Annotated in this window: 24 protein-coding genes; all 24 read right to left on the reverse strand. The window is 69.3% G+C overall.

The genetic code is table 11. The annotated features are described in order from the left end of the window. Positions 1 to 103: 103 nt before the first annotated feature. Complete coding sequence (gene atpD, locus BEK98_RS10070) at positions 104 to 1540, reverse strand: F0F1 ATP synthase subunit beta (protein WP_094216091.1); 1437 nt, start codon at positions 1538 to 1540, stop codon at positions 104 to 106. After that, positions 1540 to 2457, reverse strand: coding sequence for a F0F1 ATP synthase subunit gamma (locus tag BEK98_RS10075; RefSeq protein ID WP_094216092.1), 918 nt, complete (start codon positions 2455 to 2457; stop codon positions 1540 to 1542). The genes atpD and BEK98_RS10075 overlap by 1 nt, the downstream gene beginning before the upstream one ends. A gap of 21 nt (positions 2458 to 2478) precedes the next feature. Then, entirely contained in the window at positions 2479 to 4071 is a 1593-nt protein-coding gene (atpA, locus tag BEK98_RS10080) for a F0F1 ATP synthase subunit alpha (protein WP_094216093.1), read from the reverse strand. A 129-nt stretch (positions 4072 to 4200) separates the two neighbouring features. Beyond that, the gene (locus tag BEK98_RS10085; RefSeq protein ID WP_094216094.1) at positions 4201 to 5016 is read right to left on the reverse strand and encodes a F0F1 ATP synthase subunit delta; all 816 of its coding nucleotides are present in this window, start codon (positions 5014 to 5016) and stop codon (positions 4201 to 4203) included. After that, positions 5013 to 5558 (reverse strand): F0F1 ATP synthase subunit B, encoded by a 546-nt coding sequence (locus BEK98_RS10090; protein ID WP_094216095.1) that lies wholly within the window; start codon positions 5556 to 5558, stop codon positions 5013 to 5015. Before BEK98_RS10090 ends, BEK98_RS10085 begins: the two co-directional genes overlap by 4 nt. A gap of 41 nt (positions 5559 to 5599) precedes the next feature. Next, entirely contained in the window at positions 5600 to 5842 is a 243-nt protein-coding gene (atpE, locus tag BEK98_RS10095) for an ATP synthase F0 subunit C (protein ID WP_094216096.1), read from the reverse strand. A gap of 80 nt (positions 5843 to 5922) precedes the next feature. Further along, positions 5923 to 6753 (reverse strand): F0F1 ATP synthase subunit A, encoded by an 831-nt coding sequence (gene atpB, locus BEK98_RS10100; protein WP_094216097.1) that lies wholly within the window; start codon positions 6751 to 6753, stop codon positions 5923 to 5925. Positions 6754 to 6963: 210 nt separating this feature from the next. Next, positions 6964 to 7404 (reverse strand): Cg1360 family ATP-synthase-associated protein, encoded by a 441-nt coding sequence (locus tag BEK98_RS10105; protein WP_094216098.1) that lies wholly within the window; start codon positions 7402 to 7404, stop codon positions 6964 to 6966. Between the two features lie 372 nt (positions 7405 to 7776). Then, complete coding sequence (locus tag BEK98_RS10110; RefSeq protein WP_094216099.1) at positions 7777 to 9069, reverse strand: MraY family glycosyltransferase; 1293 nt, start codon at positions 9067 to 9069, stop codon at positions 7777 to 7779. 151 nt (positions 9070 to 9220) lie between these two features. After that, on the reverse strand, positions 9221 to 10459 hold the full coding sequence (locus BEK98_RS10115; protein WP_094216100.1) for a serine hydroxymethyltransferase: 1239 nt from the start codon (positions 10457 to 10459) through the stop codon (positions 9221 to 9223). Between the two features lie 94 nt (positions 10460 to 10553). Next, on the reverse strand, positions 10554 to 11234 hold the full coding sequence (locus BEK98_RS10120) for an arsenate reductase/protein-tyrosine-phosphatase family protein (RefSeq protein ID WP_094216101.1): 681 nt from the start codon (positions 11232 to 11234) through the stop codon (positions 10554 to 10556). Continuing rightward, positions 11231 to 11878 carry an L-threonylcarbamoyladenylate synthase gene (locus BEK98_RS10125; RefSeq protein ID WP_094216102.1) on the reverse strand — a complete coding sequence of 216 codons (648 nt, stop codon included), beginning with the start codon at positions 11876 to 11878 and terminating at the stop codon, positions 11231 to 11233. Before BEK98_RS10125 ends, BEK98_RS10120 begins: the two co-directional genes overlap by 4 nt. Before the next feature lie 61 nt (positions 11879 to 11939). Then, positions 11940 to 12785 carry a peptide chain release factor N(5)-glutamine methyltransferase gene (gene prmC, locus BEK98_RS10130; protein ID WP_094216103.1) on the reverse strand — a complete coding sequence of 282 codons (846 nt, stop codon included), beginning with the start codon at positions 12783 to 12785 and terminating at the stop codon, positions 11940 to 11942. A 31-nt stretch (positions 12786 to 12816) separates the two neighbouring features. Further along, on the reverse strand, positions 12817 to 13893 hold the full coding sequence (gene prfA, locus BEK98_RS10135; protein ID WP_094216104.1) for a peptide chain release factor 1: 1077 nt from the start codon (positions 13891 to 13893) through the stop codon (positions 12817 to 12819). Between the two features lie 105 nt (positions 13894 to 13998). Continuing rightward, a complete protein-coding gene (gene rpmE / locus BEK98_RS10140) occupies positions 13999 to 14223 on the reverse strand; it encodes a 50S ribosomal protein L31 (RefSeq protein WP_030672379.1) in 225 nt (74 codons plus the stop codon). 149 nt (positions 14224 to 14372) lie between these two features. Continuing rightward, positions 14373 to 15500 carry an LCP family protein gene (locus BEK98_RS10145; protein ID WP_094216105.1) on the reverse strand — a complete coding sequence of 376 codons (1128 nt, stop codon included), beginning with the start codon at positions 15498 to 15500 and terminating at the stop codon, positions 14373 to 14375. A 156-nt stretch (positions 15501 to 15656) separates the two neighbouring features. Continuing rightward, complete coding sequence (locus tag BEK98_RS10150) at positions 15657 to 17429, reverse strand: trypsin-like serine protease (RefSeq protein WP_094216239.1); 1773 nt, start codon at positions 17427 to 17429, stop codon at positions 15657 to 15659. A 168-nt stretch (positions 17430 to 17597) separates the two neighbouring features. Next, positions 17598 to 19601 (reverse strand): transcription termination factor Rho, encoded by a 2004-nt coding sequence (gene rho, locus BEK98_RS10155; RefSeq protein ID WP_094216106.1) that lies wholly within the window; start codon positions 19599 to 19601, stop codon positions 17598 to 17600. Positions 19602 to 20006: 405 nt separating this feature from the next. Further along, positions 20007 to 20924, reverse strand: a complete 918-nt coding sequence (gene thrB, locus BEK98_RS10160; protein WP_094216107.1) for a homoserine kinase — start codon at positions 20922 to 20924, stop codon at positions 20007 to 20009. A 284-nt stretch (positions 20925 to 21208) separates the two neighbouring features. Continuing rightward, a complete protein-coding gene (gene thrC / locus BEK98_RS10165) occupies positions 21209 to 22267 on the reverse strand; it encodes a threonine synthase (protein ID WP_094216108.1) in 1059 nt (352 codons plus the stop codon). 6 nt (positions 22268 to 22273) lie between these two features. Continuing rightward, positions 22274 to 23572: a homoserine dehydrogenase gene (locus tag BEK98_RS10170; RefSeq protein WP_094216240.1), complete on the reverse strand. Its 1299-nt coding sequence runs from the start codon at positions 23570 to 23572 to the stop codon at positions 22274 to 22276. 159 nt (positions 23573 to 23731) lie between these two features. Then, complete coding sequence (lysA, locus tag BEK98_RS10175) at positions 23732 to 25123, reverse strand: diaminopimelate decarboxylase (protein WP_094216109.1); 1392 nt, start codon at positions 25121 to 25123, stop codon at positions 23732 to 23734. A gap of 60 nt (positions 25124 to 25183) precedes the next feature. After that, on the reverse strand, positions 25184 to 26155 hold the full coding sequence (nrtL, locus tag BEK98_RS10180) for an ArgS-related anticodon-binding protein NrtL (protein ID WP_094216110.1): 972 nt from the start codon (positions 26153 to 26155) through the stop codon (positions 25184 to 25186). A gap of 83 nt (positions 26156 to 26238) precedes the next feature. Continuing rightward, positions 26239 to 26853 carry a response regulator gene (locus BEK98_RS10185; protein WP_244201817.1) on the reverse strand — a complete coding sequence of 205 codons (615 nt, stop codon included), beginning with the start codon at positions 26851 to 26853 and terminating at the stop codon, positions 26239 to 26241. Positions 26854 to 26900: the final 47 nt, after the last annotated feature.

Below are 26900 nucleotides of genomic sequence, written 5' to 3' on the forward strand. Positions count from 1 at the left end.
TCCTCGGGTCACCACCCGGCGGTTCTGCCGGGTGTTGGTTACAAGTCTAGTGGGCGTGAGTGAGGGGGCGGGACGCGCCCGCCCCCTCACACGAGCGCGAGGCTCAGGAGACGCCCAGCTCCTTGGCGTTGGCCTTGAGGTCCTCAATGCCACCGCACATGAAGAACGCCTGCTCCGGGAAGTGGTCGTACTCACCGTCGATGATCGCGTTGAACGCGGCGATCGACTCGTCCAGCGGCACGTCCGACCCGTCGACGCCGGTGAACTGCTTGGCGACGTGGGTGTTCTGGGACAGGAAGCGCTCCACGCGACGGGCACGGTGGACGACGAGCTTGTCCTCCTCGCCCAGCTCGTCGATACCGAGGATCGCGATGATGTCCTGGAGGTCCTTGTACTTCTGGAGGACCGACTTCACGCGCATGGCCGCGTTGTAGTGGTCCGCCGCGATGTAGCGCGGGTCCAGGATCCGGGACGTGGAGTCCAGCGGGTCCACGGCCGGGTAGATGCCCTTCTCGGAGATCGGACGGGAGAGAACCGTCGTCGCGTCGAGGTGGGCGAAGGTGGTGGCCGGGGCCGGGTCGGTCAGGTCGTCCGCGGGGACGTAGATCGCCTGCATCGAGGTGATCGAGTGACCACGGGTCGAGGTGATGCGCTCCTGGAGGAGACCCATCTCGTCGGCCAGGTTCGGCTGGTAACCCACCGCGGAGGGCATACGGCCGAGCAGCGTGGAGACCTCGGAGCCGGCCTGCGTGAAGCGGAAGATGTTGTCGATGAAGAACAGCACGTCCTGCTTCTGGACGTCACGGAAGTACTCGGCCATGGTGAGGCCGGCCAGCGCGACGCGCAGACGGGTGCCCGGGGGCTCGTCCATCTGACCGAAGACCAGGGCGGTCTTGTCGATGACGCCCGAGTCGGACATCTCCTCGATGAGGTCGTTGCCCTCACGGGTGCGCTCACCGACACCGGCGAACACGGAGACACCGTCGTGGTTGTTGGCGACGCGGTAGATCATCTCCTGGATGAGCACCGTCTTGCCGACACCGGCACCACCGAACAGACCGATCTTGCCGCCCTTGACGTACGGGGTCAGCAGGTCGATGACCTTGACGCCGGTCTCGAACATCTCGGTCTTCGACTCGAGCTCGTCGAAGTTCGGGGCCTTGCGGTGGATCGGCCAGCGCTCGCCGTCGTACTGCTCGTCGACGTTCAGCACCTCACCGAGGGTGTTGAACACCTTGCCCTTGGTGAAGTCGCCGACGGGCACGGAGATCGCGGCGCCCGTGTCGCTCACCGCGGCCTGGCGGACCAGACCGTCGGTGGGCTGCATGGAGATGGTGCGGACCAGGCCGTCACCCAGGTGCTGGGCGACCTCCAGGGTCAGCGTCTTCTTCTCGCCGGCGTTGGCCGGGTCGGCCACCTCGACGTGAAGGGCGTTGTAGATGTCCGGCATCGCGTCGACGGGGAACTCCACGTCGACGACCGGGCCGATGACCCGGGCGACGCGGCCCGTAGCCGTCGCGGTCTCAACAGTGGTGGTCATTATCGGTCACTCCCCGCGGTCGCGTCGGCCAGGGCGCTCGCGCCACCGACGATCTCGCTGATTTCCTGGGTGATTTCGGCCTGGCGGGCCGCGTTGGCAAGACGGGAGAGCGTGTTGATCAGCTCGCCCGCGTTGTCGGTGGCCGACTTCATCGCGCGCCGCGTGGCGGCGTGCTTCGAAGCGGCCGACTGGAGCAGCGCGTTGTAGATACGGCTCTCCACGTAGCGCGGCAGCAGGGCGTCGAGGACGTCCTCCGCCGAGGGCTCGAAGTCGTACAGCGGGAGGATCTCGCCCGAAGGCTTGGCCTCCTCGGCGACCTCTTCGAGACGCAGCGGCAGCAGCCGGGCGTCGAGCGCGGTCTGCGTCATCATCGAGACGAACTCGGTGTAGACGATGTGGAGCTCGTCCACACCACCCTCCGCCGTCTCCTTCTCGATGGCCTCGATCAGAGGCGCCGCCACCTTCTTGGCGTCCGCGTACGACGGCTCGTCGGTGAAGCCCGTCCACGACTCCGAGATCTTGCGCTCACGGAAGTTGTAGTGGGCGACACCACGGCGGCCGACGATGTACGTGTCCACCTGCTTGCCCTCGCGCTCCAGGCGCTCGGTCAGCTGCTCCGCCGCCTTGATGGAGTTGGAGTTGAAGGCGCCGGCCAGACCGCGGTCGCTCGTGAGGAGCAGGACCGCGGCACGGGTCGGGTTCTCCGCCTCCGTGGTGAGCGGGTGCTTGGTGTTCGAACCCGTACCGACCGCCGTGACCGCGCGCGTCAGCTCGGTCGCGTACGGCGTGGAGGCCACCACCTTGCGCTGCGCCTTGACGACGCGCGAGGCGGCGATCATCTCCATCGCCTTCGTGATCTTCTTGGTCGCGCTGACGGATCGGATGCGACGCTTGTAGACCCGGAGCTGGGCTCCCATGAGTCAGGTCCCTTCCTTACGTCACTTGGCGGCAGCGGCAGGAACGTCCTCGCCGAGCAGCTTGCCGTCCGAGGTCTCGAACTGCTTCTTGAACTCCGCGACGGCGTCGTCGATCGCCTGGATCGTGTCGTCCGACATCTTGGCGCCCTCGCGGATCGAGGTGAGCAGGCCCGACTCCTTGCGGTGCAGGTAGTCCAGCAGCTCCCGCTCGAAGCGGCGGATGTCGGCGACCGGGACCTCGTCCATACGGCCGTTGGTGCCGGCCCAGACGGAGACGACCTGGTTCTCGGTGGACATCGGCTGGTACTGGTCCTGCTTCAGCAGCTCGACCATGCGCTGACCGCGCTCCAGCTGGGCCTTGGAGGCCGCGTCCAGGTCGGAACCGAAGGCGGCGAACGCCTCCAGCTCACGGAACTGGGCGAGGTCCACACGGAGGCGGCCGGAGACCTGGCGCATCGCCTTGTGCTGGGCGGAACCACCGACTCGGGAGACGGAGATACCGACGTTCAGCGCGGGCCGCTGACCGGCGTTGAACAGGTCCGACTCCAGGAAGCACTGGCCGTCGGTGATGGAGATGACGTTGGTCGGGATGAACGCCGAGACGTCGTTGGCCTTGGTCTCGACGATCGGCAGACCGGTCATCGAGCCGGCACCCATGTCGTCGGAGAGCTTGGCGCAGCGCTCCAGCAGACGGGAGTGCAGGTAGAAGACGTCACCCGGGTAGGCCTCACGGCCCGGCGGGCGGCGCAGCAGCAGGGACACGGCGCGGTAGGCGTCGGCCTGCTTCGACAGGTCGTCGAAGATGATGAGGACGTGCTTGCCGTCGTACATCCACTGCTGACCGATGGCCGAACCGGTGTACGGCGCCAGGTACTTGAAGCCGGCCGGGTCGGACGCCGGGGCGGCGACGATGGTCGTGTACTCCAGGGCGCCGTTCTCCTCCAGCGCGCGGCGCACGCCGGCGATGGTGGAGCCCTTCTGGCCGATGGCGACGTAGATGCAGCGGACCTGCTTCTTCGGGTCGCCCGAGCGCCAGTTGTCGCGCTGGTTGATGATCGTGTCGACGGCCAGGGCGGTCTTGCCGGTCTGGCGGTCACCGATGATCAGCTGACGCTGACCACGGCCGATCGGGGTCATCGCGTCGACGGCCTTGTAGCCCGTCTCCATCGGCTCGTGCACCGACTTGCGCTGCATGACCGTGGGGGCCTGCAGCTCGAGGGCGCGGCGGCCGGACGTCTCGATCTCGCCGAGGCCGTCGATCGGGTTGCCGAGCGGGTCGACGACACGGCCGAGGTAGCCCTCGCCGACCGCGACGGAGAGGACCTCACCGGTACGCGTGACCGGCTGACCCTCCTCGATGCCGCTGAACTCACCGAGGACGATGGCACCGATCTCGCGCTCCTCGAGGTTGAGGGCGAGGCCGAGGGTGCCGTCCTCGAACTTCAGCAGTTCGTTGGCCATGGCCGAGGGAAGACCCTCGATCTTCGCGATGCCGTCGCCGGCAAGGGTGACCGTACCGACCTCCTCGCGCGAGGCCGCGTCCGGCTTGTACGACTGGACAAAGTTCTCCAGCGCGTCCCGGATCTCCTCCGGCCGGATCGTGAGCTCCGCCATCTGGGTTCCCTGCTCTCCTTGTTGGGCCCGAAGTTTCTGTGGGGGTCTGGGGGCGACCCCCAGGAATCCTCTTCACGGCCCAACCAGGGCCGTAAGTACGTACTGCTTTTCTCGAATGCCGAGGTACCGCTAGCTCGCCATGCGGCGGGCCGCGTCCTCCAGCCGGTCCGCGAGGGAACCGTTGATGACCTCGTCACCGACCTGCACCCGGATCCCGCCGACGACCTCGGGGTCGACGTCCAGGTTGAGGTGCATCCGGCGGCCGTAGAGCTTGGTCAGGGCGGCGCCGAGGCGCTGCTTCTGCCCGTCGCTCAGCGGCACCGCCGAGGTGACGACGGCGACCATGCGGTCCCGGCGCTCGGCGGCGAGCTTGGACAGGGACTCCAGTCCCGCTTCCAGGCTACGTCCACGCGGCGCGGTCACGAGGCGCGTCACCAGGCGCTCGGTGGCGGGCTTGGCCCGGCCGCCGAGGAGCCGGTGCAGCAGCTCGATCTTGGCCGAGACGCTCGCGGAGCGGTCGGTGAGCGCGGCACGCAGCTCGGTGTTCGAGGAGACGATCCGGCCGAACCGGAACAGCTCGTCCTCGACGTCGTCGAGCGTGTCCGTCTTCTCCGCCGCCGTGAGGTCGGCGATGTTCGCCAGCTCCTCCAGCGAGTCCACCAGGTCGCGCGGCTGCGACCAGCGGGAACGGACCATGCCGGACACCACGTCGACCGTGGTCTCGCCGACCTGGCCGCCGATCAGGCGCCGGACCAGCTCGGCCTTGGCCTCACCGGGCTGCGCCGGGTCGGTGAAGACCCGACGCAGGCTGGGCTCGCGGTCGAGCAGCGCGGTGACGGCCGCCAGCTCGTCCGCGAGCTGGACGGCGTCCACGGACGTGGAGTCCGTCAGCGCGTCGAGACGCTCACGTGCGGCTGCCAGGGCCTCGCGGCTCGCTCCGTTCATCGCGTGGCCTCGGCCTTCTCCTCGAGCTCGTCGAGGAAGCGGTCGATCACACGGCTCTGCCGGGCGTGGTCCTCGAGGGACTCACCGACGAGCTTGCCGGCCAGTTCGGTGGCGAGCTTGCCGACGTCCTGACGCAGGGCGCCCGCGGCGGCCTTGCGGTCCGCCTCGATCTGGGTGTGACCGGCGGCGACGATCTCCTCGCGCTGCCGCTGGCCCTCGGCCCGCATCTCGGCGATGAGGGCGGCACCCTGCTCCTGCGCCTCCTGGCGCAGGCGCGCGGCCTCGTGCCGGGCCTCGGCGAGCTGGGCCTTGTACTGCTCGAGGACGCTCTGGGCCTCGGTCTGCGCGGCCTCGGCCTTCTCGATACCGCCCTCGATGGCCTCGCGACGCTCTTCCAGAACCTTGTTGATGGTCGGGAGGAGCTTCTTGGCGAGGAAGATGAAGACGATGGCGAAAGCAATCAGGCCGATGACAAGCTCTGGGATCTCGGGGATCAGAGGATTCTGCTCCTCTGTCGCCGCCAGCGTTACCAGGGCGTTCACATCAGTGCCTTCCGTCTAAGGGAGTTGCGTCGAAGCGCGCTTCAGCTACGGAAGAGGAAGCCCATGACGATACCGATCAGCGCCAGGGCCTCACAGAAGGCGAAACCCATGATCTGGTTGGCGCGGATCAGACCGGCAGCCTCGGGCTGGCGGGCGAGAGCCTGGGTGCCGTTACCGAAGATGATGCCGACGCCGATGCCGGGGCCGATCGCAGCGAGGCCGTAGCCGACCGAACCGAGGTTGCCGGTAACGCCGTCGGCGGCAAGGAACTGGAGAGCGGACATGCCGGATCTTCCTTCTCTTTACGCGTACCGGTGGGGGTTGGCCACCGGTCAGTCAGGTTGGACAGGGAGGGCGAGGAGGCTCAGTGGTGCTCGGCGAGAGCGCCCTGAACGTAGTTGCAGGCGAGGAGTACGAAGACGTACGCCTGAACGGCCTGGATGAAGAGCTCGAACGCCGTGAGCAGGATGGTCATCACGAACGAGGCGCCAGCGTAGATGATGCCGATGCCGTTCAGCAGGTACCAGCTGCCGATGGTGAAGGTCAGCAGCAGCAGGTGGCCGGCGAACATGTTCGCGAAGAGTCGCACCGCGTGGGTGAAGGGCCGGATCAGGACGTTCGAGAAGAAGTCGATGATGACGATCACCGGCAGTACGGCGCCGAGCGACTTGTCGTAACCGGTGATGTTCTTCAGACCGCCGGTGAACCCGTGCTTCTTGAACGTCAGGAACATCCACAGGATGTAGACGATGGCCGCCAGACCCGCCGGGAAGGCGATCATGGACGTCACGGGGAACTGTGCCAGCGGGATCACGGACCACAGGTTCATGATCCAGATGAAGAAGAACAGCGACACCATGAGGGGTACGTACTTCTCGCCCTCGCGCTTGCCCAGCGTCTCGTAGACGATGCCGCGACGCACGAAGTCGTACCCGGCCTCACCGATCATCTGGAGCTTGCCCGGCACGAGCTTGGGCCTGGCGAACGCGGCCCAGAAGAAAGCGACGATCGCGACCGTGCCCAGCAGGGCGAGGAGCATCGGCTTGTTGAACTCGAACCCGCCGACAGTGAAGAGCGGCTTGAAGACAAAGGAGTGCAGGCCAGGAGCCGGGAATCCACATCCGGAGAAGATGTGACAGTCGGACTCGAAGGCGAGCACCTGAGTCGGGTCAGCACTCACCGCGGGCTCCTTCATCGTGGCGCATAGGTACGGCAACCTCGTTGTGTCGGCGCGACGCGGGGCCGCGGTTCGGCACGGGACTGGTGTAACGGATGTGGGGGCGGCTGTGGGGCATCTCGCCTCGCGATTGAGCAGGCGTCAGCTCAGATGCCCGCGCCCGCGATGCCGCAGTTGGCACCGGACGATAGCAGCATCTCTGGCGTGCCTTTATCCCGGCCCTACCTCTCACCGTGAGTGCCCCGTCTTCTCGGGCTTGTCGCCCTTCGACGAGGCGTCAGGTTCGACGTAGAGGATCTTGGCCTTCATGTGGGCACGGGTCTGCGCGATGATCCACGCCAGGGTGGTGACCACAAGAACGATGGCGAAGACGCGGGGATTGAACAGCGTCGTGTCCTTGAACACGGCCACGAAGACGACGAGCAACAGCAACTGGGCCGTGTAAAGCATCAGGCCCATACCCTGGAACAACTGCGGAAGCGATTTGGCGATGCGCTGCAGCACGTAGAGACCGGACCCCATGAAGAGGCACACGACCGCCGTCGCGACGACAGCCCCGATCGCTCCCTTGCCGCCCGCGGCCACTCCGCTGACGACGGCGGCAAGCGCGCCGACGACAGCCGTGGGTACGGCGGCCTGGGCCAGGATCCGGGCGTCATTGGACGGCATGGCGGCAACTCCGCTTTCACAGGGGGGCAGGGTGTCGTCATGGACGAGCGTAGTCCCGGGCTGAGTGATCGAGACCTCACGCCATTGGACCGACGCACTTCGGTCCTTCGGCTCTATCCGGGGTTCTCGTGAACCGTATCACAAACTATTTGATGAGGTCTTTACCTGGTAGGTGTGCCCGCTGTCACACATGAGAGTGACAGCGCGCGTCTGTGCAAAAACCGAGGTGTGTTGTCTGGTATTGGGACCCTTTGCTCCCCCACGACTTGGCAATGCTCTAGTCAGATTCTTACCTTGCCGTGGGCAGGAGAGCCCCTTGATCAGGGTCTCCGCGATCTTGAATTCGGGACTCGGACAACGGTGGCGGCAGGGCTACCGCACGTCGGCCTCGGGCCCCCGGTCCGGTACCAGGGCCTGGTCCCGGAGCGCCGTGGAGCCGTGGCACTCGCGTACCGCGGCGCCCGCCGGCAGCCCGGCGTCGAGTGCGGGGACCGCCCGCCGCCTGCGGTACCGCGGCGGCACGAAGCGCTCCGCCCACCTGGGGGCACGCGGGGTGAAGCGGGGCAGCAGGAGCAGGACCAGGCCGATCGCGCTGAGGAAGACCACGCCCAGCACGATCCACATCGACGCCGAGTTCACCGAGTACGCCAGCGCGCCGAAGGCGATCAGCGCCGACCAGAAGTACATGATCAGCACGGCCCGGCTGTGCGAGTGGCCGATCTCCAGCAGCCGGTGGTGCAGATGGCCCCGGTCGGCCGCGAACGGGGACTGGCCGCGCCAGGTGCGGCGCACGATGGCCAGGACCAGGTCCGCCGCCGGTACGGCGATGATCGTCAGCGGGAGCAGCAGCGGGATGTAGACCGGCACCGTCTGGTGCACCGCCGCCTTCTCCGAACCCGTGAAGAGGGCCAGCGCGTCCGGGTCGACCTGCCCCGTGATGGAGATCGCACCCGCGGCCAGCACCAGCCCGATCAGCATCGAGCCGGAGTCACCCATGAAGATCCGCGCCGGGTGCATGTTGTGCGGCAGGAAGCCCAGGCACATGCCCATCAGGATCGCCGCGAACAGGGTCGCCGGCGCGGCGGCCTCGATGCCGTACGAGTACCAGATCCGGTACGAGTACAGGAAGAACGCCGCCGCCGCGATGCACACCATGCCCGCGGCCAGGCCGTCCAGGCCGTCCACGAAGTTCACCGCGTTGATCGTGATGACGACCAGGGCGACCGTGAGCAGCGTGCCCTGCCACTGGGTCAGCGCCACGTTGCCGACACCCGGGATGGGCAGCCACAGGATCGTCAGACCCTGCATGACCATGACGCCCGCGGCGATCATCTGGCCGCCCAGCTTGATCAGCGCGTCGATCTCGAACTTGTCGTCCAGGACACCGATCAGCCAGATCAGCGCCGCCCCGGAGAGCAGCGCCCGCGGCTCGTTGGACTTGGCGAAGACCTCGTTGAGGTTCGTGAGGTGGTCCGCGACCAGCAGACCCGCGCACAGGCCGAAGAACATGGCGATCCCGCCGAGGCGCGGAGTGGGCTCCCGGTGCACGTCACGTGCCCGGATCTCCGGCATGGCTCCGGCCACGATCGCGAACTTCCGTACCGGCCCTGTCAGCAGATACGTCACCGCGGCCGTGATGCAGAGCGTCAGCAGGTATTCACGCACGGGCTTCCCCACAGGTCTCGCTGGCCATCACAGCCCACCACCCTAGCGAGCGACGCATATGGATGAGGACTGCCGGGTAGCGACGATGGTTGCACGCCTGGCTGTGCACGGCGGTGCACACCGGGGTGTACGGATGTGCGCCCACCCCCGCTCAGCCGGGATACGGCGGAAATCTACCGGCCAGCTCGCGCACCTCCTCCCGCGCCGCGGCCGGTTCCGTCTCGCCCCGCAGGACCGAGGCCAGCAGCGCGGCGATCTTGACCATCTCCGGCTCCCCCATGCCCTGCGTGGTCACCGCGGCCGTCCCCAGGCGCAGCCCGCGGCCGTCGCCGTGCGGCAGCACACAGCAGTCCAGGACGAACCCGGCGCCCGCCAGCCGGCCGCGCGCGGTGCGCCCGTCCACACCGAGCGGGGCCGGGTCGGTGGTGATCAGGTGGGTGTCCGTGCCGCCGGTGGTGACCGACAGCCCCTCGCTGACCAGCTGGGCCGCGAGAACCCTCGCATTGGCGACCACCTGATGGGCGTACGCGCCGAACGCCGGTGTTGCCGCCTCGCCGAACGCGACGGCCTTGGCGGCGATGGTGTGCATCTGCGCGCCGCCCTGGGTGAAGGGGAAGACCGCCCGGTCGACGCGCTCGGCCAGCTCACCGCCGCACAGGATCATTCCGCCGCGCGGGCCGCGCAGCACCTTGTGGGTGGTGGCGCACACCACGTCCGCGTACGGCACCGGGCTGGGCGCCGCTCCCCCGGCGACCAGGCCGATGGGGTGCGCGGCGTCGGCGATCAGATAGGCGCCCACCTCGTCGGAGACCTCCCGGAAGAAGGCGTAGTCGAGGTGGCGGGGGTAGGCGATCGAGCCGCACACGATGGCCTTGGGCCGGTGATTGCGGGCCAGGTGGCGCACCTGGTCGTGGTCGATGAGCCCGGTCTCGGCGTCGACGCCGTACCCGACGAAGTCGAACCAGCGGCCGGAGAAGTTCGCGGGCGAGCCGTGGGTGAGATGGCCGCCGTAGGACAGCCCGAGGGCGAGGACGGTGTCGCCGGGGCGCAGCAGGGCGGCGTAGGCGGCCAGGACGGCCGAGGAGCCCGAGTGGGACTGCACGTTGGCGTGCTCGGCGCCGAAGAGCGCCTTGGCCCGCTCGACCGCGAGGCGCTCGGCGACGTCGACCAGTTCGCAGCCGCCGTGGTGCCGGGCGCCGGGGTAGCCCTCGGCGTACTTGTTGGCGAGCGGCGAGCCGAGGGCTGCGAGCACGGCCGGCGAGGTGAAGTTCTCGGCGGCGATCAGCTGCAGCGTCGTCGACTGCCGCGTGAGCTCTCCGAGCAGGAGATCGGCGATTTCGGGGTCCTGTCGCCGCAAGACGTCGGTCTCGAGGGTAGGGGTAACCGCCATGGTGGGCTCCCGGGCGTCGGCGGGGACGTAGGTCCAATGTAGGCCCGGGATGTGCGGAATGCCCGGTATCGAGGACGCGCCGGCCCGGAGTGGCCTACATCCGCGCCGTTACGCCGGTCAACGCCGTGACCACCGGATCCAGCGCCTCGTGTATCTCGTCCCCGATCGACCGGAAGAACGGCAGCGGCGCCCCGTACGGGTCGTACACCTCGTCCGCCTCGGCGTTGGGCGCCAGCAGCCACCCGCGTAGAGCAGCGGCCGCACGGACCAGCGCCCGCGCCCGCGCGACCACGCCGTCCTCCAGCGGCGGCAGCGTGGCCGGATCTATCGCGCGGACCAGACGGGTGAACTCCTTCAGCGTGAACGTCCGCAGCCCCGCCGAGTGCCCCATCGAGATCACCTGGGCCCGGTGGTCGCGCGTGGCCGTCAGCACCAGGTCGGCCATGATCACGTGCTCGTCCAGCAGTTCCCGGCCGACGAAGCCGGAGGCGTCCGCGCCGAACTCGGCCAGCACGGCCTCCGCGTTGGCCTCCATGGGCGCGCCCTCGTGGCCCCAGGTGCCCGCGCTCTCCACGATCAGCCCACCGCCGAGTACGCCGAGCCGCTCCGCCACGAAATGGCGGGTCAGCCGCTCGGTGATGGGCGAGCGGCACACGTTGCCGGTGCTGACGTGGAGGATGCGGAAGCTGTCACGCGGAAGCCCCACGAACGTCGTCGTGATCTCCGCGTCACGTTCCCCGTTGCCTATGCCACGCCCCGCGTCAGGGGCCGTCAATTCGCCACCTCGAGGTCGGGTACGACCTTCCGCAGCTCGTCCGGGGAGATCGCGCCCTCGCGCAGCAGCACCGGCACCGGGCCGGTGACGTCCACGATGGACGACGGCACGTTGCCGGGGGTGGCGCCGCCGTCGAGGTAGACGGAGACGGAGTCGCCGAGCATGTTCTGGGCGGCGTCGCAGTCCTCCGGCGCCGGGTGGCCGGTGAGGTTCGCCGAGGACACGGCCATGGGGCCGACCTCGGTGAGCAGCTCGATGGCGACCGGGTGCAGCGGCATGCGCACGGCGACCGTGCCGCGGGTGTCGCCGAGGTCCCACTGCAGGGACGGCTGGTGCCGGGCGACCAGCGTGAGGGCGCCCGGCCAGAACGCGTCGACGAGTTCCCAGGCCAGCTCGGAGAAGTCCGTGACCAGGCCGTGCAGGGTGTTCGGGGAGCCGATGAGGACGGGGGTGGGCATGTTGCGGCCCCGGCCCTTGGCGGCGAGTAGATCGGCGACGGCCTCCGAGGAGAACGCGTCGGCGCCGATGCCGTACACCGTGTCGGTCGGCAGCACCACCAGCTCGCCCCGGCGGACCGCGGACGCGGCTTCACGCAGACCCGTCACGCGGTCGGTCGCGTCGTTGGTGTCGTATCGCCGTGCCATGTCTAGCGGGCCTCCTCGTACACGTAATGCGGGGCTTCAGAAAACACTGCCGTCGGGGTGCTCACGGCAGCGCCTTGCGGGCGGTCGCGAACCGGGGGCGGTTGTTGAGGTCCGGGTGGTCGGCCGCGTCGGCCCAGCCCCGCTCCTCGGTGAAGATCCACGGCACCTGGCCGCCCTGGGTGTCGGCGTGCTCGATGACGACGACCCCGCCGGGGCGCAGCAGCCGGTGCGCGGTGCGTTCTATGCCGCGGATGAGCTCCAGGCCGTCCTCGCCGGAGAACAGCGCCAGCTCCGGGTCGTAGTCGCGGGCCTCCGGGGCGACGTACTCCCACTCGGTGAGCGGGATGTACGGCGGGTTGGAGATGACCAGGTCGACCTGGCCGTCGAGGTCGCGGAAGGCATCCAGGGCGTCGCCCTGGCGCAGGTCGACCCTGGATCCCGCGACGTTCTTACGGGTCCACACCAGGGCGTCCTCGGACAGCTCCACGGCGTGCACGCGCGAGCGCGGGACCTCCTGGGCGAGGGCGAGCGCGATGGCGCCCGAGCCGGTGCACAGGTCGACGATGCAGGGCTCGACGACATCCATGGCGCGCACGGCGTCTATGGCCCAGCCGACCACGGACTCGGTCTCCGGCCGGGGCACGAAGACACCCGGGCCGACCTGGAGTTCCAGGTACCGGAAGTAGGCCCGCCCGGTGATGTGCTGCAGCGGCTCGCGCTGCTCGCGCCGGGCGATGACCTCCCAGTAGCGCGCGTCGAAGTCGGAGTCCTTCACGGAGTGCAGCGCGCCCCGCTTCACGCCGTGCACGAACGCGGCGAGCTCCTCCGCGTCGTTGCGCGGCGAGGGCACGCCGGCGTCGGCCAGCCGCTGGGTGGCCTGGGCCACCTCCGCGAGCAGCAGGTTCACGCTCGTCCTCCGTGTGGTACTCGTACGTCCCTTACGCGGCCGCGAGCTTCGCCGCCGAGTCGGCGTCGACGCAGGCCTGGATCATCGCGTCGAGGTCGCCGTCCAGGACCTGGTCCAGGTTGTACGCCTTGAAGCCGACCCGGTGGTCGGAGATGCGGTTCTCCGGGAAGTTGTAGGTGCGGATCTTCTCGGAGCGGTCGACCGTGCGGACCTGGCTGCGGCGGGCGTCGGCGGCCTCCCGCTCGGCCTCCTCCTGCGCCGCGGCGAGCAGCCTGGAGCGCAGGATACGCAGCGCCTGCTCCTTGTTCTGCAGCTGGCTCTTCTCGTTCTGGCAGGAGGCGACGACCCCGGTCGGGAGGTGCGTGATGCGCACCGCGGAGTCGGTGGTGTTGACGGACTGCCCGCCGGGCCCGGAGGACCGGTACACGTCGATGCGAAGGTCGTTCGGGTTGATCTCGACGTCGACCTCCTCGGCCTCCGGCGTGACCAGCACACCCGCCGCGGAGGTGTGGATACGGCCCTGGGACTCGGTGGCCGGCACGCGCTGCACGCGGTGCACACCGCCCTCGTACTTCAGCCGGGCCCACACGCCCTGGCCGGGTTCGGTGGCGCCCTGGCCGCCCTTGGTCTTCACGGCGACCTGGACGTCCTTGTAGCCGCCCAGCTCGGACTCGGTGGCGTCGATGATCTCGGTCTTCCAACCGATGCGCTCGGCGTAGCGCAGGTACATGCGCAGCAGGTCACCGGCGAACAGGGCGGACTCGTCGCCGCCGGCGCCCGCCTTGATCTCCAGAATGACGTCCTTGTCGTCACTCGGGTCACGCGGGACCAGCAGCAGGCGCAGCTTCTCGGTGAGCTCCTCGCGCTGCTTGTCCAGTTCCTTGACCTCGGCCGCGAAGTCAGGGTCGTCGGCGGCAAGCTCGCGCGCGGTCTCCATGTCGTCGCCGGTCTGCTTCCAGGAGCGGTACGTGGCGACGATCGGGGTCAGCTCGGCGTAGCGCTTGTTCAGCTTGCGCGCGTTCGCCTGGTCGGCGTGGACCGACGGATCGGCGAGCTTCTTCTCCAGATCGGCGTGCTCGGCGACGAGTTCCTCGACGGCCTCGAACATCTTTCGGCTCCTGTACTGCGGGGGGAGGGGTGGCGGCGACCAAAAACGCCGGTCCCGGGCACACCCCGGTGGGGGCGCGACCGTGGACCGGCGAAATGGGGCTCGCTACTTCTTGGAGCCTGCGGCAGCCTTGCCGAAGCGGGCCTCGAAGCGGGCCACACGGCCACCGGTGTCGAGGATCTTCTGCTTACCCGTGTAGAACGGGTGGCACTCGGAGCAGACCTCGGCCCGGATGGTGCCGGACTGGATCGTGCTACGGGTGGTGAACGACGCGCCACAGGTGCAGCTGACCTGCGTCTCGACGTACTCGGGGTGGATGTCGCGCTTCAAGGGTGTCTCCTAGATTCCGGGAGGGCGCCGGGTCGCTGCCGCGGGGTGCGAAAGCGTGAACCGGAGCCGACGTACCAGTCTGCCAGGACTGGCGCCATCCTCCCAAACCGGGGGTGCGGTTGTTCTATTCCCTCGGGTGAGTGGGGCGCCTAGGGAGTCACCACGCCCTTGGCTTCGCCGGTGGCCGTTCCCTGTGTGGCCGCCTTCGGGATCGGGCGGTCGTTCTTCAGGGCGTCCCAGACCAGCTGGGCCTTGGACTTCTGCACCAGGACCCGGTTGAGGTTGGCCGGGTCGTACCGGACCGGCATCGTGACCATCTTCATGTGGGACGAGCTGATGCCCTTGAGGCCGTTGGCGAAGTCCGCGAGGGCGTTGACCGAGCCGAGGTCGGAGTCGGTGGTGACGGCCTTGGTCGCGGTGTCGGCGAGGTCGTACAGCTTCTTGGGGTTGCTCAACACGCCGACCTGCTTGACCTGGTCGAGCAGCGCCTTGACGAAGGCCTGCTGGAGCTGGATGCGGCCCAGGTCGGAGCCGTCGCCGACGCCGTGCCGGGTGCGGACCAGGCCGAGGGCCTGCTCGCCGTCGAGGGTGTGGGTGCCGGCCTTGAGCTTCAGGTGGCTCTGCGGGTCGTCGATGTTCTTGGTCGTGGTGACCGGGACCCCGCCGAGGTCGTCGATGAGCTTCTGGAAGCCGGCGAAGTCGACCTCCAGATAGTGGTCCATGCGGATGCCGGTGAGCGACTCGACGGTCTTGACGGTGCAGGCCGCGCCGCCGGTGGAGTACGCCTCGTTGAACATCACGCCGGCCGCGGCCGGATGCGCGGTGCCGTCCGTGTCGGTGCACGCGGGGCGGTCGATGAGGGTGTCGCGCGGGATGGAGACCACGCCGGCCTTCTTGTGACCCTCGTAGACGTGGACGATCATCGCCGTGTCGGAGCGGGCGCTGCCGTCGTCGGTGCCGCCGCCCAGCTTCTTGTTCGAGCCGGAGCGCGAGTCCGAGCCGAGGACCAGGATGTTCTCGGAGCCGTTATCGATCTTCGAGGGCCGGTCGGCGCCGAGGGCCTGGTTGATGTCGACGCTCTTGAGGTTGCCGTTGAGCTTGAAGTAGACGTACCCGGCGCCGGTACCCCCCAGCACGACCACACCGGCTGCCGTCCAGGCCACGGCGAGCAGGGCCTTGCGGCTGCCGCTGCGGGGCTTGCGGCGGCTGCCCCCACGGCGGGATCCGGTCTCGCCCAGCCCCGGTATGCCGGGCTCCGGCGTGCTCTCGGCGGCCACGTCACTCCTAGGTCTCGTCCATCACACCATCGTCGCTCCGTCTGGTCAGACGGAGGAACTCGGGCAAGGGTTGCACAACGCAAAGTGCCCATCGCGTACGGCGATGGGCACTCTGTGTGATGGCTTCACCTCGGTGAGCTTGGCTCACCTGGGGTTTCAGCCCCAGAGGTCATACTGCTGGAAACCGGTACCGACCGAGACACGTGTGGCAAAGATCTCGCTGGTCGCCTTGCCCGTGCCCTTGTACAGGTAGAGCGTTCCGCCGGAGGTGCGGGCCAGGAAGTCGGCCTTGCCGTCACCGTTCACATCGCCCACCGCGTCGAAGGCGTTGTAGCCGGTCCAGGCACTGCGCACCTTGATCCGGGCGGAGAAGGCGCCGGAGCCGGACTTCCCGGTCCCCTTGTACAGGTACAGGTCGCCGGTGCTGCTCTGCCGGGAAAGCAGGTCGGCCTTGCCGTCACCGGTGAAGTCGCCGTGGCCGAGCACCATGTTGTACTGGCCCCAGCCGGTGCCGACCTGCACGCGCGCGCCGAAGGTGCCGTCGCCCTTGCCCGGGTAGAGCCACAGCGTGCCGCCCGAGTCGACGGACAGCACGTCGGGCAGGTAGTCGCCGGTGAGGTCGCCGGGCGTGATGATCCGGGTGCGGGTCTTCCAGCCGGTGAAGATCTTCGTGGTGGTCCAAGTGCCCTGGGTACGCTCACTGTTGAGCACGACGTGCTCCCAGTACACATCACCGGTGGAGCTGACCCGGTAGACCAGGTCCTGGTAACCGTCCCGGTTCAGGTCGGTCTGCCGGACCAGGTTGACGCCGCTCCAGTCGCCCAAGGAGACCCGGGCAGCGAACGAGGTGCCGCTGGAGTCCTTCTCGTAGCCGGTCTTGGTGGAGGAGGCCCGGACGAAGAGGTCGGCCTTGTTGTCGGACTTGCCGTTGAGGGGGCTCAGGTTGGTGTCGTCGATCTGCGGGTAGGCGGCGCCGACGTACGTGGAGACCTTGCTGAAGACGGGGTACGAGCCCTTCTGCACACAGTCCGGCCTGCCCCAGGAGACCACGCCGGCGATCCGGCCGTTCACCACGAGCGGCCCGCCGGAGTCACCGTTGCAGGTGGTGGTCGTACCGGTGTCGCTGCCGCTGGCGGGGCTGCCCGCGCACACCATGTGGCCTTTGACGAACTGGGTGCCGTAGTAGCCGGAGCAGACGCTGTCGGACTGGATCGGCAGCGTGGCCGTCTTCAGCGTGTCGGAGATGTTGTCGCTGGTGGAGCTGGTGCGGCCCCAGCCGTAGACCTGCGCCGGCGTCGTGGCGGCGTAGGAGCCGGTGTCGCCCGAGGTCACCATCCGGATCGGCGTCGCCTTGACCGGGACGTCCAGGGTGAGCACGGCGATGTCGTTGTCGATCGTCGCCGGGTTGTACGACGGGTTCTTCCACTGGCGCTGCACAGCGGTGGCCTGGCCGCCGTGCAGGTCGGTGCCCGGGGACAGCTGGTCGGTGCCGGTGACGACCCAGCCGTGGTCCTTCCAGTCGAAGGCCTTGTTGTGCTCCTCGTCCCAGACACAGTGAGCGGCGGTGAGGATCTTCGTGGGCGAGACGACCGAGCCCCCGCAGAAGAAGCCGGTGTCGTCGCTGGTGTCGGTGGTGCCCTTGTCGTCGACGTACCAGAGCTGGGCCATCCAGGGTGCCGAGGAGATGGTGGTCTCGGTACCACCGATGATCCTCGGCGACACGGCGGACGGGCTGCTGCTCCGCGTCGACGTGTCGAGAGCGGAGGCGCTCGCGATGCGCTTCTCCAGCGTGGCCTGGGAGGGCTGGCTGACGACGGGCTGGGAGGTCGGCTTCGGCAGCGGGGTGGTCGCACCGGCGGACGTCGTGAGCAGCGCGGCGGTCGCGGCGGCGGCGACACCGGCGGCGGCGAGGGGCAGGGCAAGGCGTATACGACGTCTGTGCCGCCCGGGCAGGGGCGTGGGCAAGGGAGTGCTCCCAGGGAGAGGTGAGACGGGAGGGGCGCGTGGTGCGCTCCCGATACCTCTCAGCGCCAAAAGGCCGCCCCCCGTCACCTGAGTGACGGGGGGCGGCCTCTCTTCTTACCCAGTACCTACCGACTAGTCGCCGTTGCCGGGCGTCGGCGTCGTCTTCTGAATCTGCATCAGGAACTCGGCGTTCGACTTCGTCTGCTTCATCTTGTCGAGGAGCAGCTCGACCGCCTGCTGCTGGTCGAGGGCGTGCAGCACCCGGCGCAGCTTCCAGACGATGGCGAGCTCGTCGCTGGCGAGCAGGATCTCTTCCTTACGGGTACCGGACGCGTCCACGTCCACCGCCGGGAAGATGCGCTTGTCGGCGAGCTTGCGGTCGAGCTTGAGCTCGGCGTTGCCGGTGCCCTTGAACTCCTCGAAGATCACCTCGTCCATGCGGGACCCGGTGTCCACCAGGGCGGTGGCGAGGATGGTCAGCGAGCCGCCGTCCTCGATGTTGCGGGCCGCACCGAAGAAGCGCTTCGGCGGGTACAGGGCGGTCGAGTCGACACCACCGGACAGGATGCGGCCGGAGGCGGGCGCGGCCAGGTTGTACGCACGGCCCAGACGCGTGATCGAGTCGAGCAGCACGACGACGTCGTGGCCCAGCTCCACCAGACGCTTGGCGCGCTCGATCGCCAGCTCGGCGACCGTGGTGTGGTCCTCGGCCGGGCGGTCGAAGGTCGAGGAGATGACCTCGCCCTTGACCGACCGCTGCATGTCGGTGACCTCTTCCGGACGCTCGTCGACAAGGACGACCATCAGGTGGCACTCGGGGTTGTTGTGCGTGATCGCGTTGGCGATCGCCTGCATGATCATGGTCTTGCCGGTCTTCGGCGGGGCCACGATCAGACCGCGCTGCCCCTTACCGATCGGCGACACCAGGTCGATGATGCGGGTGGTCAGCACGCCCGGGTCGGTCTCCAGACGGAGCCGGTCCTGCGGGTACAGCGGGGTCAGCTTGTTGAACTCCGGGCGGCCACGGCCGTGTTCGGGCGCCATGCCGTTGACGGAGTCGAGGCGGACCAGCGCGTTGAACTTCTCGCGGCGCTCGCCGTCCTTCGGCTGACGGACCGCACCGGTGACGTGGTCACCCTTGCGCAGGCCGTTCTTGCGGACCTGGGCGAGGGAGACGTAGACGTCGTTCGGGCCCGGCAGGTAGCCGGAGGTCCGGATGAAGGCGTAGTTGTCGAGGATGTCCAGGATGCCCGCGACGGGGATCAGGACGTCGTCCTCGGCGAGCTGCGGCTCGTTGCCGGCGAACTCGTCACGGCCACGGCGGCCACGGCGGTCGCGGTAGCGGCCGCGACGGCCACGGCGGCCACCCTCGAAGTCGTCCCCGTCCTCGTCGGCCCGCTGCTGGCCGCGCTCCGGGCGACCGCCACCGCCCTGCTGCTGACCCTGCTGCTGGCGCTGGCCGCCCTGGCCCTGCTGCTCGTCGCCCTTGCCCCGGCGGTCACGGTCCCGGCCGCGCTCGCCGCGCTCGCCGCGCTCGCGACGGTCGCGACGGCCACGGCCCTCGCCGTCACCGGCCTCGCCCTGCTGCTGCGCGGGCGTCTCGGCCTTGGGCTCGGCCTTCACCTCGGTCTTCGCCTCGGCGACGACGGTCTCGGCGCTGCTCGCGGCCGGGGCGCCCGCCTCGGCGGTGGCGCGGCGGCGACGGCGCTCGGTCGGGGCGTCGTCGGAGGCCGGCTGGCCGGGAATCTCGATCTGCTGCTGGGCCACGGCCTTCTCGGCGGGGGCCTCCACGGCCTTCGCCGCCTTCTTCTCGGCGGCGTCCTCGCCCGTACGGGCCTTCGAGGTGGCCCGGCGCTTGGGCTTGGTCTCGGTGGCGGCCTCGGCCTTGGGGGCGGCGCCCCCACCGGCCTGAGCCTCCTTGATGACCTCGATCAGCTGGCTCTTGCGCATCCGCGCGGTGCCCCTGATCCCGAGGCCCGAGGCGACCTGCTGCAGCTCGGCCAGCACCATGCCCTCGAGGCCGGTACCACGGCGCCGCCGGGAGCCGGCACCGGTGGCAGGCGCGGAGGCGTCCGTGGCGGGCGCGGCAGCGGTCTCCTCGACACGTGCGCCCATCAGATCGGTGGTGTCGCTCACGAAGGGTCCTTCCCTGGAGCGGACGTCGGCCTGTCTGGCTCGGCGACCGGTTGTGCTGTCCGGCTACGGTCCTGTCTCTGTGAACCGTGCCGGGGCGGTGGTCCGCCAACGCGGCGGAAGAGAGATTTGCAGGTGATGGCGCTTCCGCGAACCGTGGCATCCAGTGTCACGTGGCGTGGTAGCACCGATTCCGGAGCGTGCCCGGCGGCTCGCTCAGTGTCCGCATACGACGTACTGCCCAGGTACGGCACATGGGACACGGAGTGGCTTGGGAGGCTCCCGGAGGAAGGTCTGTCCCGGACGGGGACACGAAGCACCTCGCCATGGTGGGGTCGGGTGCAGACTTGAGGTTAACACTACCGGATCCAACAAACATTCCCCCTCTCCAAATCCGGCAAGCATGTGTCAGGTCGCAAGCGGCAGCACGCTCGCTCCCTGGGCATCCAGGCTCAGCCGGTTGGCGGCCCAGTCGGCGCCGGCCAGGGCTTCCACCTTGTCGGCGGTGCCGACGTCGGCGAGGGCCATGACGGTGGGCCCGGCGCCCGAGATGACGGCCGGGATCCCGTCGGCCCGCAGCCGCTCCACCAGCGCGGCGCTCTCCGGCATGGCCGGGGCGCGGTACTCCTGGTGGAGGCGGTCCTCGGTGGCGGGCAGCAGCAGCTCGGGGCGCCGGGTGAGGGCCTCGACGAGCAGGGCGGCACGGCCCGCGTTGGTGGCGGCGTCGACATGCGGCACGGTGCGCGGGAGCAGGCCGCGCGCGGTCTCGGTCAGCACCGGCTTTCCGGGCACGAAAACCACCGGAACGATGGAATCGTTCGGCTCCATCCTGATCGCCCGGGCGGCGCCGGCCTCCATCCAGGACAGGGTGAAACCGCCGAGCAGACAGGCCGCCACGTTGTCCGGGTGGCCCTCGATCTCGGTGGCCAGCTCCAGCAGCGCGGCGTCGTCGAGCCGGGCCTCGCCGCCTATGGTCACCGCGCGGGCGGCGACGATGCCGGCACAGATGGCGGCGGAGGAGGAGCCCAGGCCGCGGCCGTGCGGAATGCGGTTGGCGCAGACGATTTCCAGGCCGCGGGGCTGGCCGCCCAGCAGGTCGAAGGCGGTGCGCAGGGAACGGACGAGCAGGTGACTCTCGTCCCGGGGCAGGGTCTCGCTGCCCTCACCCGCGATGTCGATGTGCAGCCCGGAGTCGGCCACCCGGACGACGACGTCGTCGTACAGCCCCAGCGCGAGGCCCAGGGCGTCGAAGCCCGGGCCGAGGTTGGCACTGGTGGCGGGAACGCGCACCCGGACGGCGGCGGCGCGGAAGGCTGGACCAGCCATCGCTCGTTGACTCTCCTTGAGCTGCGTGACTGTCGAAGTGACATCCGATGGAGTCGAATGTCACCCGAGGATTCGATGGACATTCGATGACGTACGAAGACCCGTCGGGACGCGGAGACGGCACGGCCCCCGTGCCCACATGCAAGGGCATATGCGGTGGGCGGGTTCAGTACAGCCTATCGAAGGAAGGTTCTGCCGCGACATAGGGCGCACAGGAGGCGCACGATGCGTGTCGTAAGCCCCCTGTGCACCCTGACGCGGTTTGCCCCTGCTCGGGCCGGTGCTCAGGCCAGGCCGAGGCGCTCGGCCGCGGTGGTCGCGTCGACCGGGACGGTGACCGGCTGCGGGGCGCCGGCGACGGCCCAGTCGGGGTCCTTCAGACCGTTGCCGGTGACGGTGCACACGATGCGCTGCCCCGGGTCGACCTTGCCCTGCTCGGCGGCCTTGAGCAGACCGGCCACGGAGGCGGCGGAGGCGGGCTCCACGAAGACACCCTCCTGCGCGGCCAACAGCCGGTAGGCGCGCAGGATTTCACGGTCCGTCACCTCGTCGATGGCACCGCCGGACTCGTCCCGGGCGGCGAGGGCGTACTGCCAGGAGGCGGGGTTGCCGATGCGGATCGCGGTGGCGATGGTCGAGGGGTCCTTGACGACCTCGCCGCGCACGATCGGGGCACTGCCGGAGGCCTGGAAGCCCCACATGCGCGGGGTCCTGGCGGCGATGCCGTCGGCGGCGTACTCCTTGTAGCCCTTCCAGTAGGCGGTGATGTTGCCCGCGTTGCCGACCGGGAGGACATGGATGTCGGGGGCGTCGCCGAGCATGTCCACGATCTCGAAGGCGGCCGTCTTCTGGCCCTCGATCCGCACCGGGTTCACCGAATTGACCAGCGCCACAGGGTAGTTCTCGCTCAGCGCGCGGGCGAGCGTGAGGCAGTCGTCGAAGTTGCCGTCGACCTGGAGGATCTTCGCGCCGTGCACCAGGGCCTGGCCCATCTTGCCGAGCGCGATCTTGCCCTGCGGCACGAGCACGGCGGAGACCATGCCCGCGCGCACGGCGTAGGCGGCGGCGGAGGCGGAGGTGTTGCCGGTGGAGGCGCAGATGACCGCCTTGGCCCCCTCCTCCTTGGCCTTGGAGATGGCCATGGTCATGCCGCGGTCCTTGAAGGAACCGGTGGGGTTGGCCCCCTCCACCTTGAGGTGGACCTCACAGCCCGTGCGCTCGGAGAGCACCTGCGCGGGCACGAGGGGCGTGCCGCCCTCGCGGAGCGTCACGACCGGCGTGGTGTCGGAGACCGGCAGCCTGTCCCGGTACTCCTCGATGATTCCGCGCCACTGGTGAGTCATTGCTGGTTACTCTCCTTCAACCCGCATGATGCTGGCGACACCCCGCACGGTGTCGAGCTTGCGCAGCGCCTCGACGGTCCCGGTGAGGGAGGCGTCGGACGCGCGGTGGGTGACGACGACGAGGGAGGCCTCGCCGTCCCCGTCTGGACGTCCTTGCTGCCGCACGGTATCGATCGACACCCCGTGCTCGGCGAAGACGGTCGCGACCTGGGCGAGTACACCCGGTTTGTCCGCGACGTCGAGGCTGATGTGGTACCGGGTGACGACCTCGCCCATGGGCGAGACGGTCAGGGCGGCATACGCCGACTCACCGGGCCCCGTTGCGCCGTTGAGCCGGTTGCGGCAGACGGCGACGAGGTCGCCGAGCACGGCGGAGGCGGTGGGAGAGCCGCCGGCGCCGGGGCCGTAGAACATGAGCTGGCCGGCCGCGTCGGACTCCACGAAGACGGCGTTGTACGCGCCGCGCACGGAGGCGAGCGGGTGGCTCAGCGGAATCATGGCGGGGTGCACGCGCGCGGTGACGGACGCCCCGTCCTTGGAGCGCTCACAGATGGCGAGCAGCTTGATGGTGCAGCCCATCTCCTTGGCGGAGCGGAAGTCGGCCGCGGTGACCTCGGTCATGCCCTCGCGGTAGACGTCGTCCAGGCGCACCCGGGTGTGGAAGGCGATGCCGGCGAGGATGGCGGCCTTGGCGGCGGCGTCGAACCCCTCGACGTCGGCGGTCGGGTCGGCCTCCGCGTACCCCAGGGCGGTGGCCTCGTCGAGGGCCTCCTGGTAGCCCGCGCCCGTGGAGTCCATCTTGTCGAGGATGAAGTTGGTCGTCCCGTTGACGATGCCCATCACCCGGTTGATCTTGTCCCCGGCGAGGGACTCGCGCAGCGGCCGGATCAGCGGGATGGCGCCGGCGACGGCGGCCTCGTAGTAGAGGTCCTTGCCGTGCTCCTCGGCGGCGGCGTGCAGGGCCGCCCCGTCCTGGGCGAGCAGGGCCTTGTTGGCGGAGACGACGGACGCGCCGTGCTCGAAGGCGGTGGTGATGAGGGACCGGGCGGGCTCGATCCCGCCGATGACCTCCACGACGACATCAATGTCGCCGCGTTTGACCAGGGCGGTCGCATCCGTGGTGACCAGGCTCGGGTCGATGCCCGCGCGCACCTTGGAGGGGCGGCGGACGGCGACGCCCGCCAGCTCCACCGGGGCCCCGATCCTGGCGGCGAGGTCGTCGGCGTGCGTCGTCATGATGCGCGCCACCTCTGAGCCGACCACTCCACAGCCCAGCAGCGCCACCTTCAGCGGACGCGTACGCATCATCCGACCTCGTTTCCTCTTACCGTCTACGGTTGGACCAGTCTCACTCACCGGACGGCAGTTTCTACCCTTCGTCCGGATCGTGAGACATCTATTTCATGTCGCTGGGACGCCGGGACCGAAGAATCTCCGGCCCGCCCTCCCTCTTTCTCTTGTTCCTCACCCGACGTCGAGACGCAGGAGGTCATCCTCCGTCTCGCGCCGGACGATGACCTTGGCCTTGCCGTCCTTCACGGCGATGACGGGCGGCCGGAGCACGTGGTTGTAGTTGCTGGCCATGGACCGGCAGTAGGCGCCGGTGGCGGGTACGGCGAGCAGGTCGCCCGGTGCCAGGTCGGCGGGCAGGAACGCGTCCTTGACCACGATGTCCCCACTCTCGCAGTGCTTGCCGACGACGCGCGCGAGCATGGGCTCGGCGTCACTGGTGCGCGAGACGAGGGCGACGCTGTACTCGGCGTCGTACAGCGCGGTGCGGATGTTGTCGGACATGCCGCCGTCGACGGAGACGTACGTACGCAGCCCGTCGAGCGGCTTGACGGTGCCGACCTCGTACAGCGTGAAGGCGGTGGGACCGACGATGGCGCGCCCGGGCTCGACGGAGATCCGCGGGGTCCGCAGCCTGGCGGCCTCGCACTCCCGCGTGACGATCTCGGTGAGCGCCTTGGCGATCTCGTGCGGCTCCCGCGGATCGTCATCGCTCGTGTAGGCGATACCGAGTCCGCCCCCGAGGTCGATCTCGGGCAGCTCGACCCCGTGCTCGTCCCGGATGTCCCTCAGCAGCCCCACGACACGGTGCGCGGCGACCTCGAACCCGGACATGTCGAAGATCTGCGACCCGATGTGGCTGTGAATGCCGATCAGCTCGAGCCCGTCCAGCTGCAGGGCCCGCCGCACGGCCTCGGCGGCCTGCCCGCCCGCGAGGGGAATCCCGAACTTCTGGTCCTCGTGAGCGGTGGCGATGAACTCATGGGTGTGCGCCTCGACCCCGACGGTGATCCGGATCTGCACCTTCTGCCGCTTGCCCAGCGACTGCGCGATGTGCGCGACCCGCACGATCTCCTGGAACGAGTCGAGCACGATCCGCCCGACGCCGGCCTCTATGGCCCGCTCGATCTCCTGGACGGACTTGTTGTTGCCGTGGAACGCGATGCGCTCGGCGGGCATGCCGCCGGAGAGGGCGGTGGCCAGCTCCCCACCCGAGCACACATCCAGGTTGAGCCCCTCCTCGTGCAGCCACCGCACGACGGCCCGGGACAGGAAGGCCTTCCCGGCGTAGAACACGTCGGCGTCGGCGCCGAAGGCGGTGCGCCAGGCGCGCGCCCGGGCGCGGAAGTCGGCCTCGTCGAGGATGTAGGCGGGGGTGCCGAACTCCTCGGCGAGCCGGGTGGCGGGAATCCCGGCGACGGTGAGGACACCTTCCTCGTCCCGGCCGACGGTCTGGGCCCACACCTTGGGGTCGAGGGCGTTGAGGTCGGCGGGCGGGGCGGAGTAGTGCCCGTCGGACAGGACGTCGGCGTGGCGGGGCCCGGCGGGGTGGGCGGAACGGCTCATGACGTTGACTCTCAGACTCTCTGTCTCGCTCCGGGGCTCATGCGTGTCGCTCTGAGGCCCTCAGAGGTGTTCGGGTGCGTCGATGCCGAGCAGGGACAGGCCGCCGGCCAGCACCGTCCCGGCGGCTTCGGCGAGGGCGAGCCGGGCACGGTGGGCGGCCGAGGGTTTCTCCTCGCCGCGCGGAAGCACGGTGGGCAGAAAGGGCAGGACGGCATCGGCGACGGTGACGAGATGCCGGGCAAGCCGGTCCGGGCCGCGATGGGTGGCGGCCGCGGTGAGGATACGCGGGTAGTCGGAGAGGGCGGTGAGGATCTCACGGGCCGGCACGGGACCGGGTTCGGCGCTGAACCCGAGGCGACCGGCGTTACGGCTGACGGCCCGGACCCGGGCATGCGCGTACCGCACCCGGAACAGCGGATTGCTCTCCCGCTGCACGAGATGGTCGGCGGTGATCCGGGGCCGGTCGTGCGGCGCGGGATGCAGCAGCGCCCACTGCGCGGCGTCGGCTCCGAGCGGCGCGGGATCCTCCGGCGCCGGAACCGGCCGCAGATTCACGGGCTCCCCGTGCTCGACCTCACACCGCCCGCCCTGAGTCCCGACGATCCGCACGACCGCGTCGGCGACAACCTCGGCGCGCGCCTCATACGGAACCCGAAGGACGACGACCTCCCCGGCGAGCCCACTGCCGTACCCGTACCTGCCACCGCACTCAAGGATGTCCCGTACGACGCCTTCGGCGACGTCGGCCTGCTCATCGAGGCTGATGTTGAGAAACCCGGGTCCGGTGACGACAACATCCCGTATCCCCTCGGCACCGACGAGATACGGCCGCAGAATCTCAGCGACCCGCAGGGGCGGCTGCCCGGCCGGCCGGGCGAGCTGCAGAGCGACATTGGTGGCGAAGTCCCCGCACCCCCCGGGCCCCGGCTCGCTCACCACGACCCGCTCCGGCACGGTCACACTCAGCTCCCCCTGCTCTACGGCACGACGCACCGCGTGCAGCACGGTGCGGGAGAGTTCGACGGGGGTCACGGGACAAGCGTAGGGGAGGTGGGGGGTGGGTATGCGAGCTGGTTTGTGCCGGGTGGGGTAGGGGTTACTGGAGCTCTTGGCGGTCAGCCGAAGGAGACTCCGTCGGTCACACCGCCGACGGCCCGACCGGTCACACCGCCGCCCACGCCACCGGCGACCCCGTCGGGAGTCCCACCAATCCCCCCGCCAATCCCCCCACCACCCTCACCATCCCCGTCAATCTCACCCTCACTCTCCCCATCACCTTCACCTCGCCCTCCCCTCCTGCCCCCGGGCCGGCGCTCGATCAGGTGCTTGACGAGCCGAACGAGTTCCGCGGGTTCGAAGGGCTTGGCGAGGAAGGCGTCGACGCCGACGTCGAGGCCGGTCTCGACCTCGTACTGCGTACAGGCGCTGATGATGGCGAGGGGAAGATCATGCGTGCGCGGATCGGCCCGAAGCCGGGCGGCGGTCCGGAGCCCGTCCAGCCGGGGCATGACGACGTCGAGCGTCACCACATCGGGCCGTACCTGATGGACCACATCCAGACACTCGGCACCATCGGCCGCGGTCACGACCTCAAGCCCCTCCAGCTCGAGGTTGACCCTGATCAGCTGCCGGATGACCTTGTTGTCGTCCACAACAAGCACCCGACCCGACGCGCCTGGCACAAGTCGAGAGTAGGTCCGGACCGGCCACCGCGTCCGGGTTTTCCCCACTTCCAACCCCTGCGAGGGACCCACCCCGGAGCGCCCCCCGCAAACCC

The sequence above is a fragment of the Streptomyces diastatochromogenes genome, assembly GCF_002242805.1.
GTDB classification, from domain to species: domain Bacteria; phylum Actinomycetota; class Actinomycetes; order Streptomycetales; family Streptomycetaceae; genus Streptomyces; species Streptomyces diastatochromogenes.

Coding starts and splice junctions, on each gene's coding strand:
- atpD (WP_094216091.1), bottom strand. CDS start 1,540: ATGACCACCACTGTTGAGACCGCGACGGCTACGGGCCGCGTCGCCCGG.
- BEK98_RS10075 (WP_094216092.1), bottom strand. CDS start 2,457: ATGGGAGCCCAGCTCCGGGTCTACAAGCGTCGCATCCGATCCGTCAGC.
- atpA (WP_094216093.1), bottom strand. CDS start 4,071: ATGGCGGAGCTCACGATCCGGCCGGAGGAGATCCGGGACGCGCTGGAG.
- BEK98_RS10085 (WP_094216094.1), bottom strand. CDS start 5,016: ATGAACGGAGCGAGCCGCGAGGCCCTGGCAGCCGCACGTGAGCGTCTC.
- atpE (WP_094216096.1), bottom strand. CDS start 5,842: ATGTCCGCTCTCCAGTTCCTTGCCGCCGACGGCGTTACCGGCAACCTC.
- atpB (WP_094216097.1), bottom strand. CDS start 6,753: ATGAAGGAGCCCGCGGTGAGTGCTGACCCGACTCAGGTGCTCGCCTTC.
- BEK98_RS10105 (WP_094216098.1), bottom strand. CDS start 7,404: ATGCCGTCCAATGACGCCCGGATCCTGGCCCAGGCCGCCGTACCCACG.
- BEK98_RS10115 (WP_094216100.1), bottom strand. CDS start 10,459: ATGGCGGTTACCCCTACCCTCGAGACCGACGTCTTGCGGCGACAGGAC.
- BEK98_RS10125 (WP_094216102.1), bottom strand. CDS start 11,878: ATGGCACGGCGATACGACACCAACGACGCGACCGACCGCGTGACGGGT.
- prfA (WP_094216104.1), bottom strand. CDS start 13,893: ATGTTCGAGGCCGTCGAGGAACTCGTCGCCGAGCACGCCGATCTGGAG.
- thrB (WP_094216107.1), bottom strand. CDS start 20,924: ATGGCTGGTCCAGCCTTCCGCGCCGCCGCCGTCCGGGTGCGCGTTCCC.
- thrC (WP_094216108.1), bottom strand. CDS start 22,267: ATGACTCACCAGTGGCGCGGAATCATCGAGGAGTACCGGGACAGGCTG.
- BEK98_RS10170 (WP_094216240.1), bottom strand. CDS start 23,572: ATGCGTACGCGTCCGCTGAAGGTGGCGCTGCTGGGCTGTGGAGTGGTC.
- lysA (WP_094216109.1), bottom strand. CDS start 25,123: ATGAGCCGTTCCGCCCACCCCGCCGGGCCCCGCCACGCCGACGTCCTG.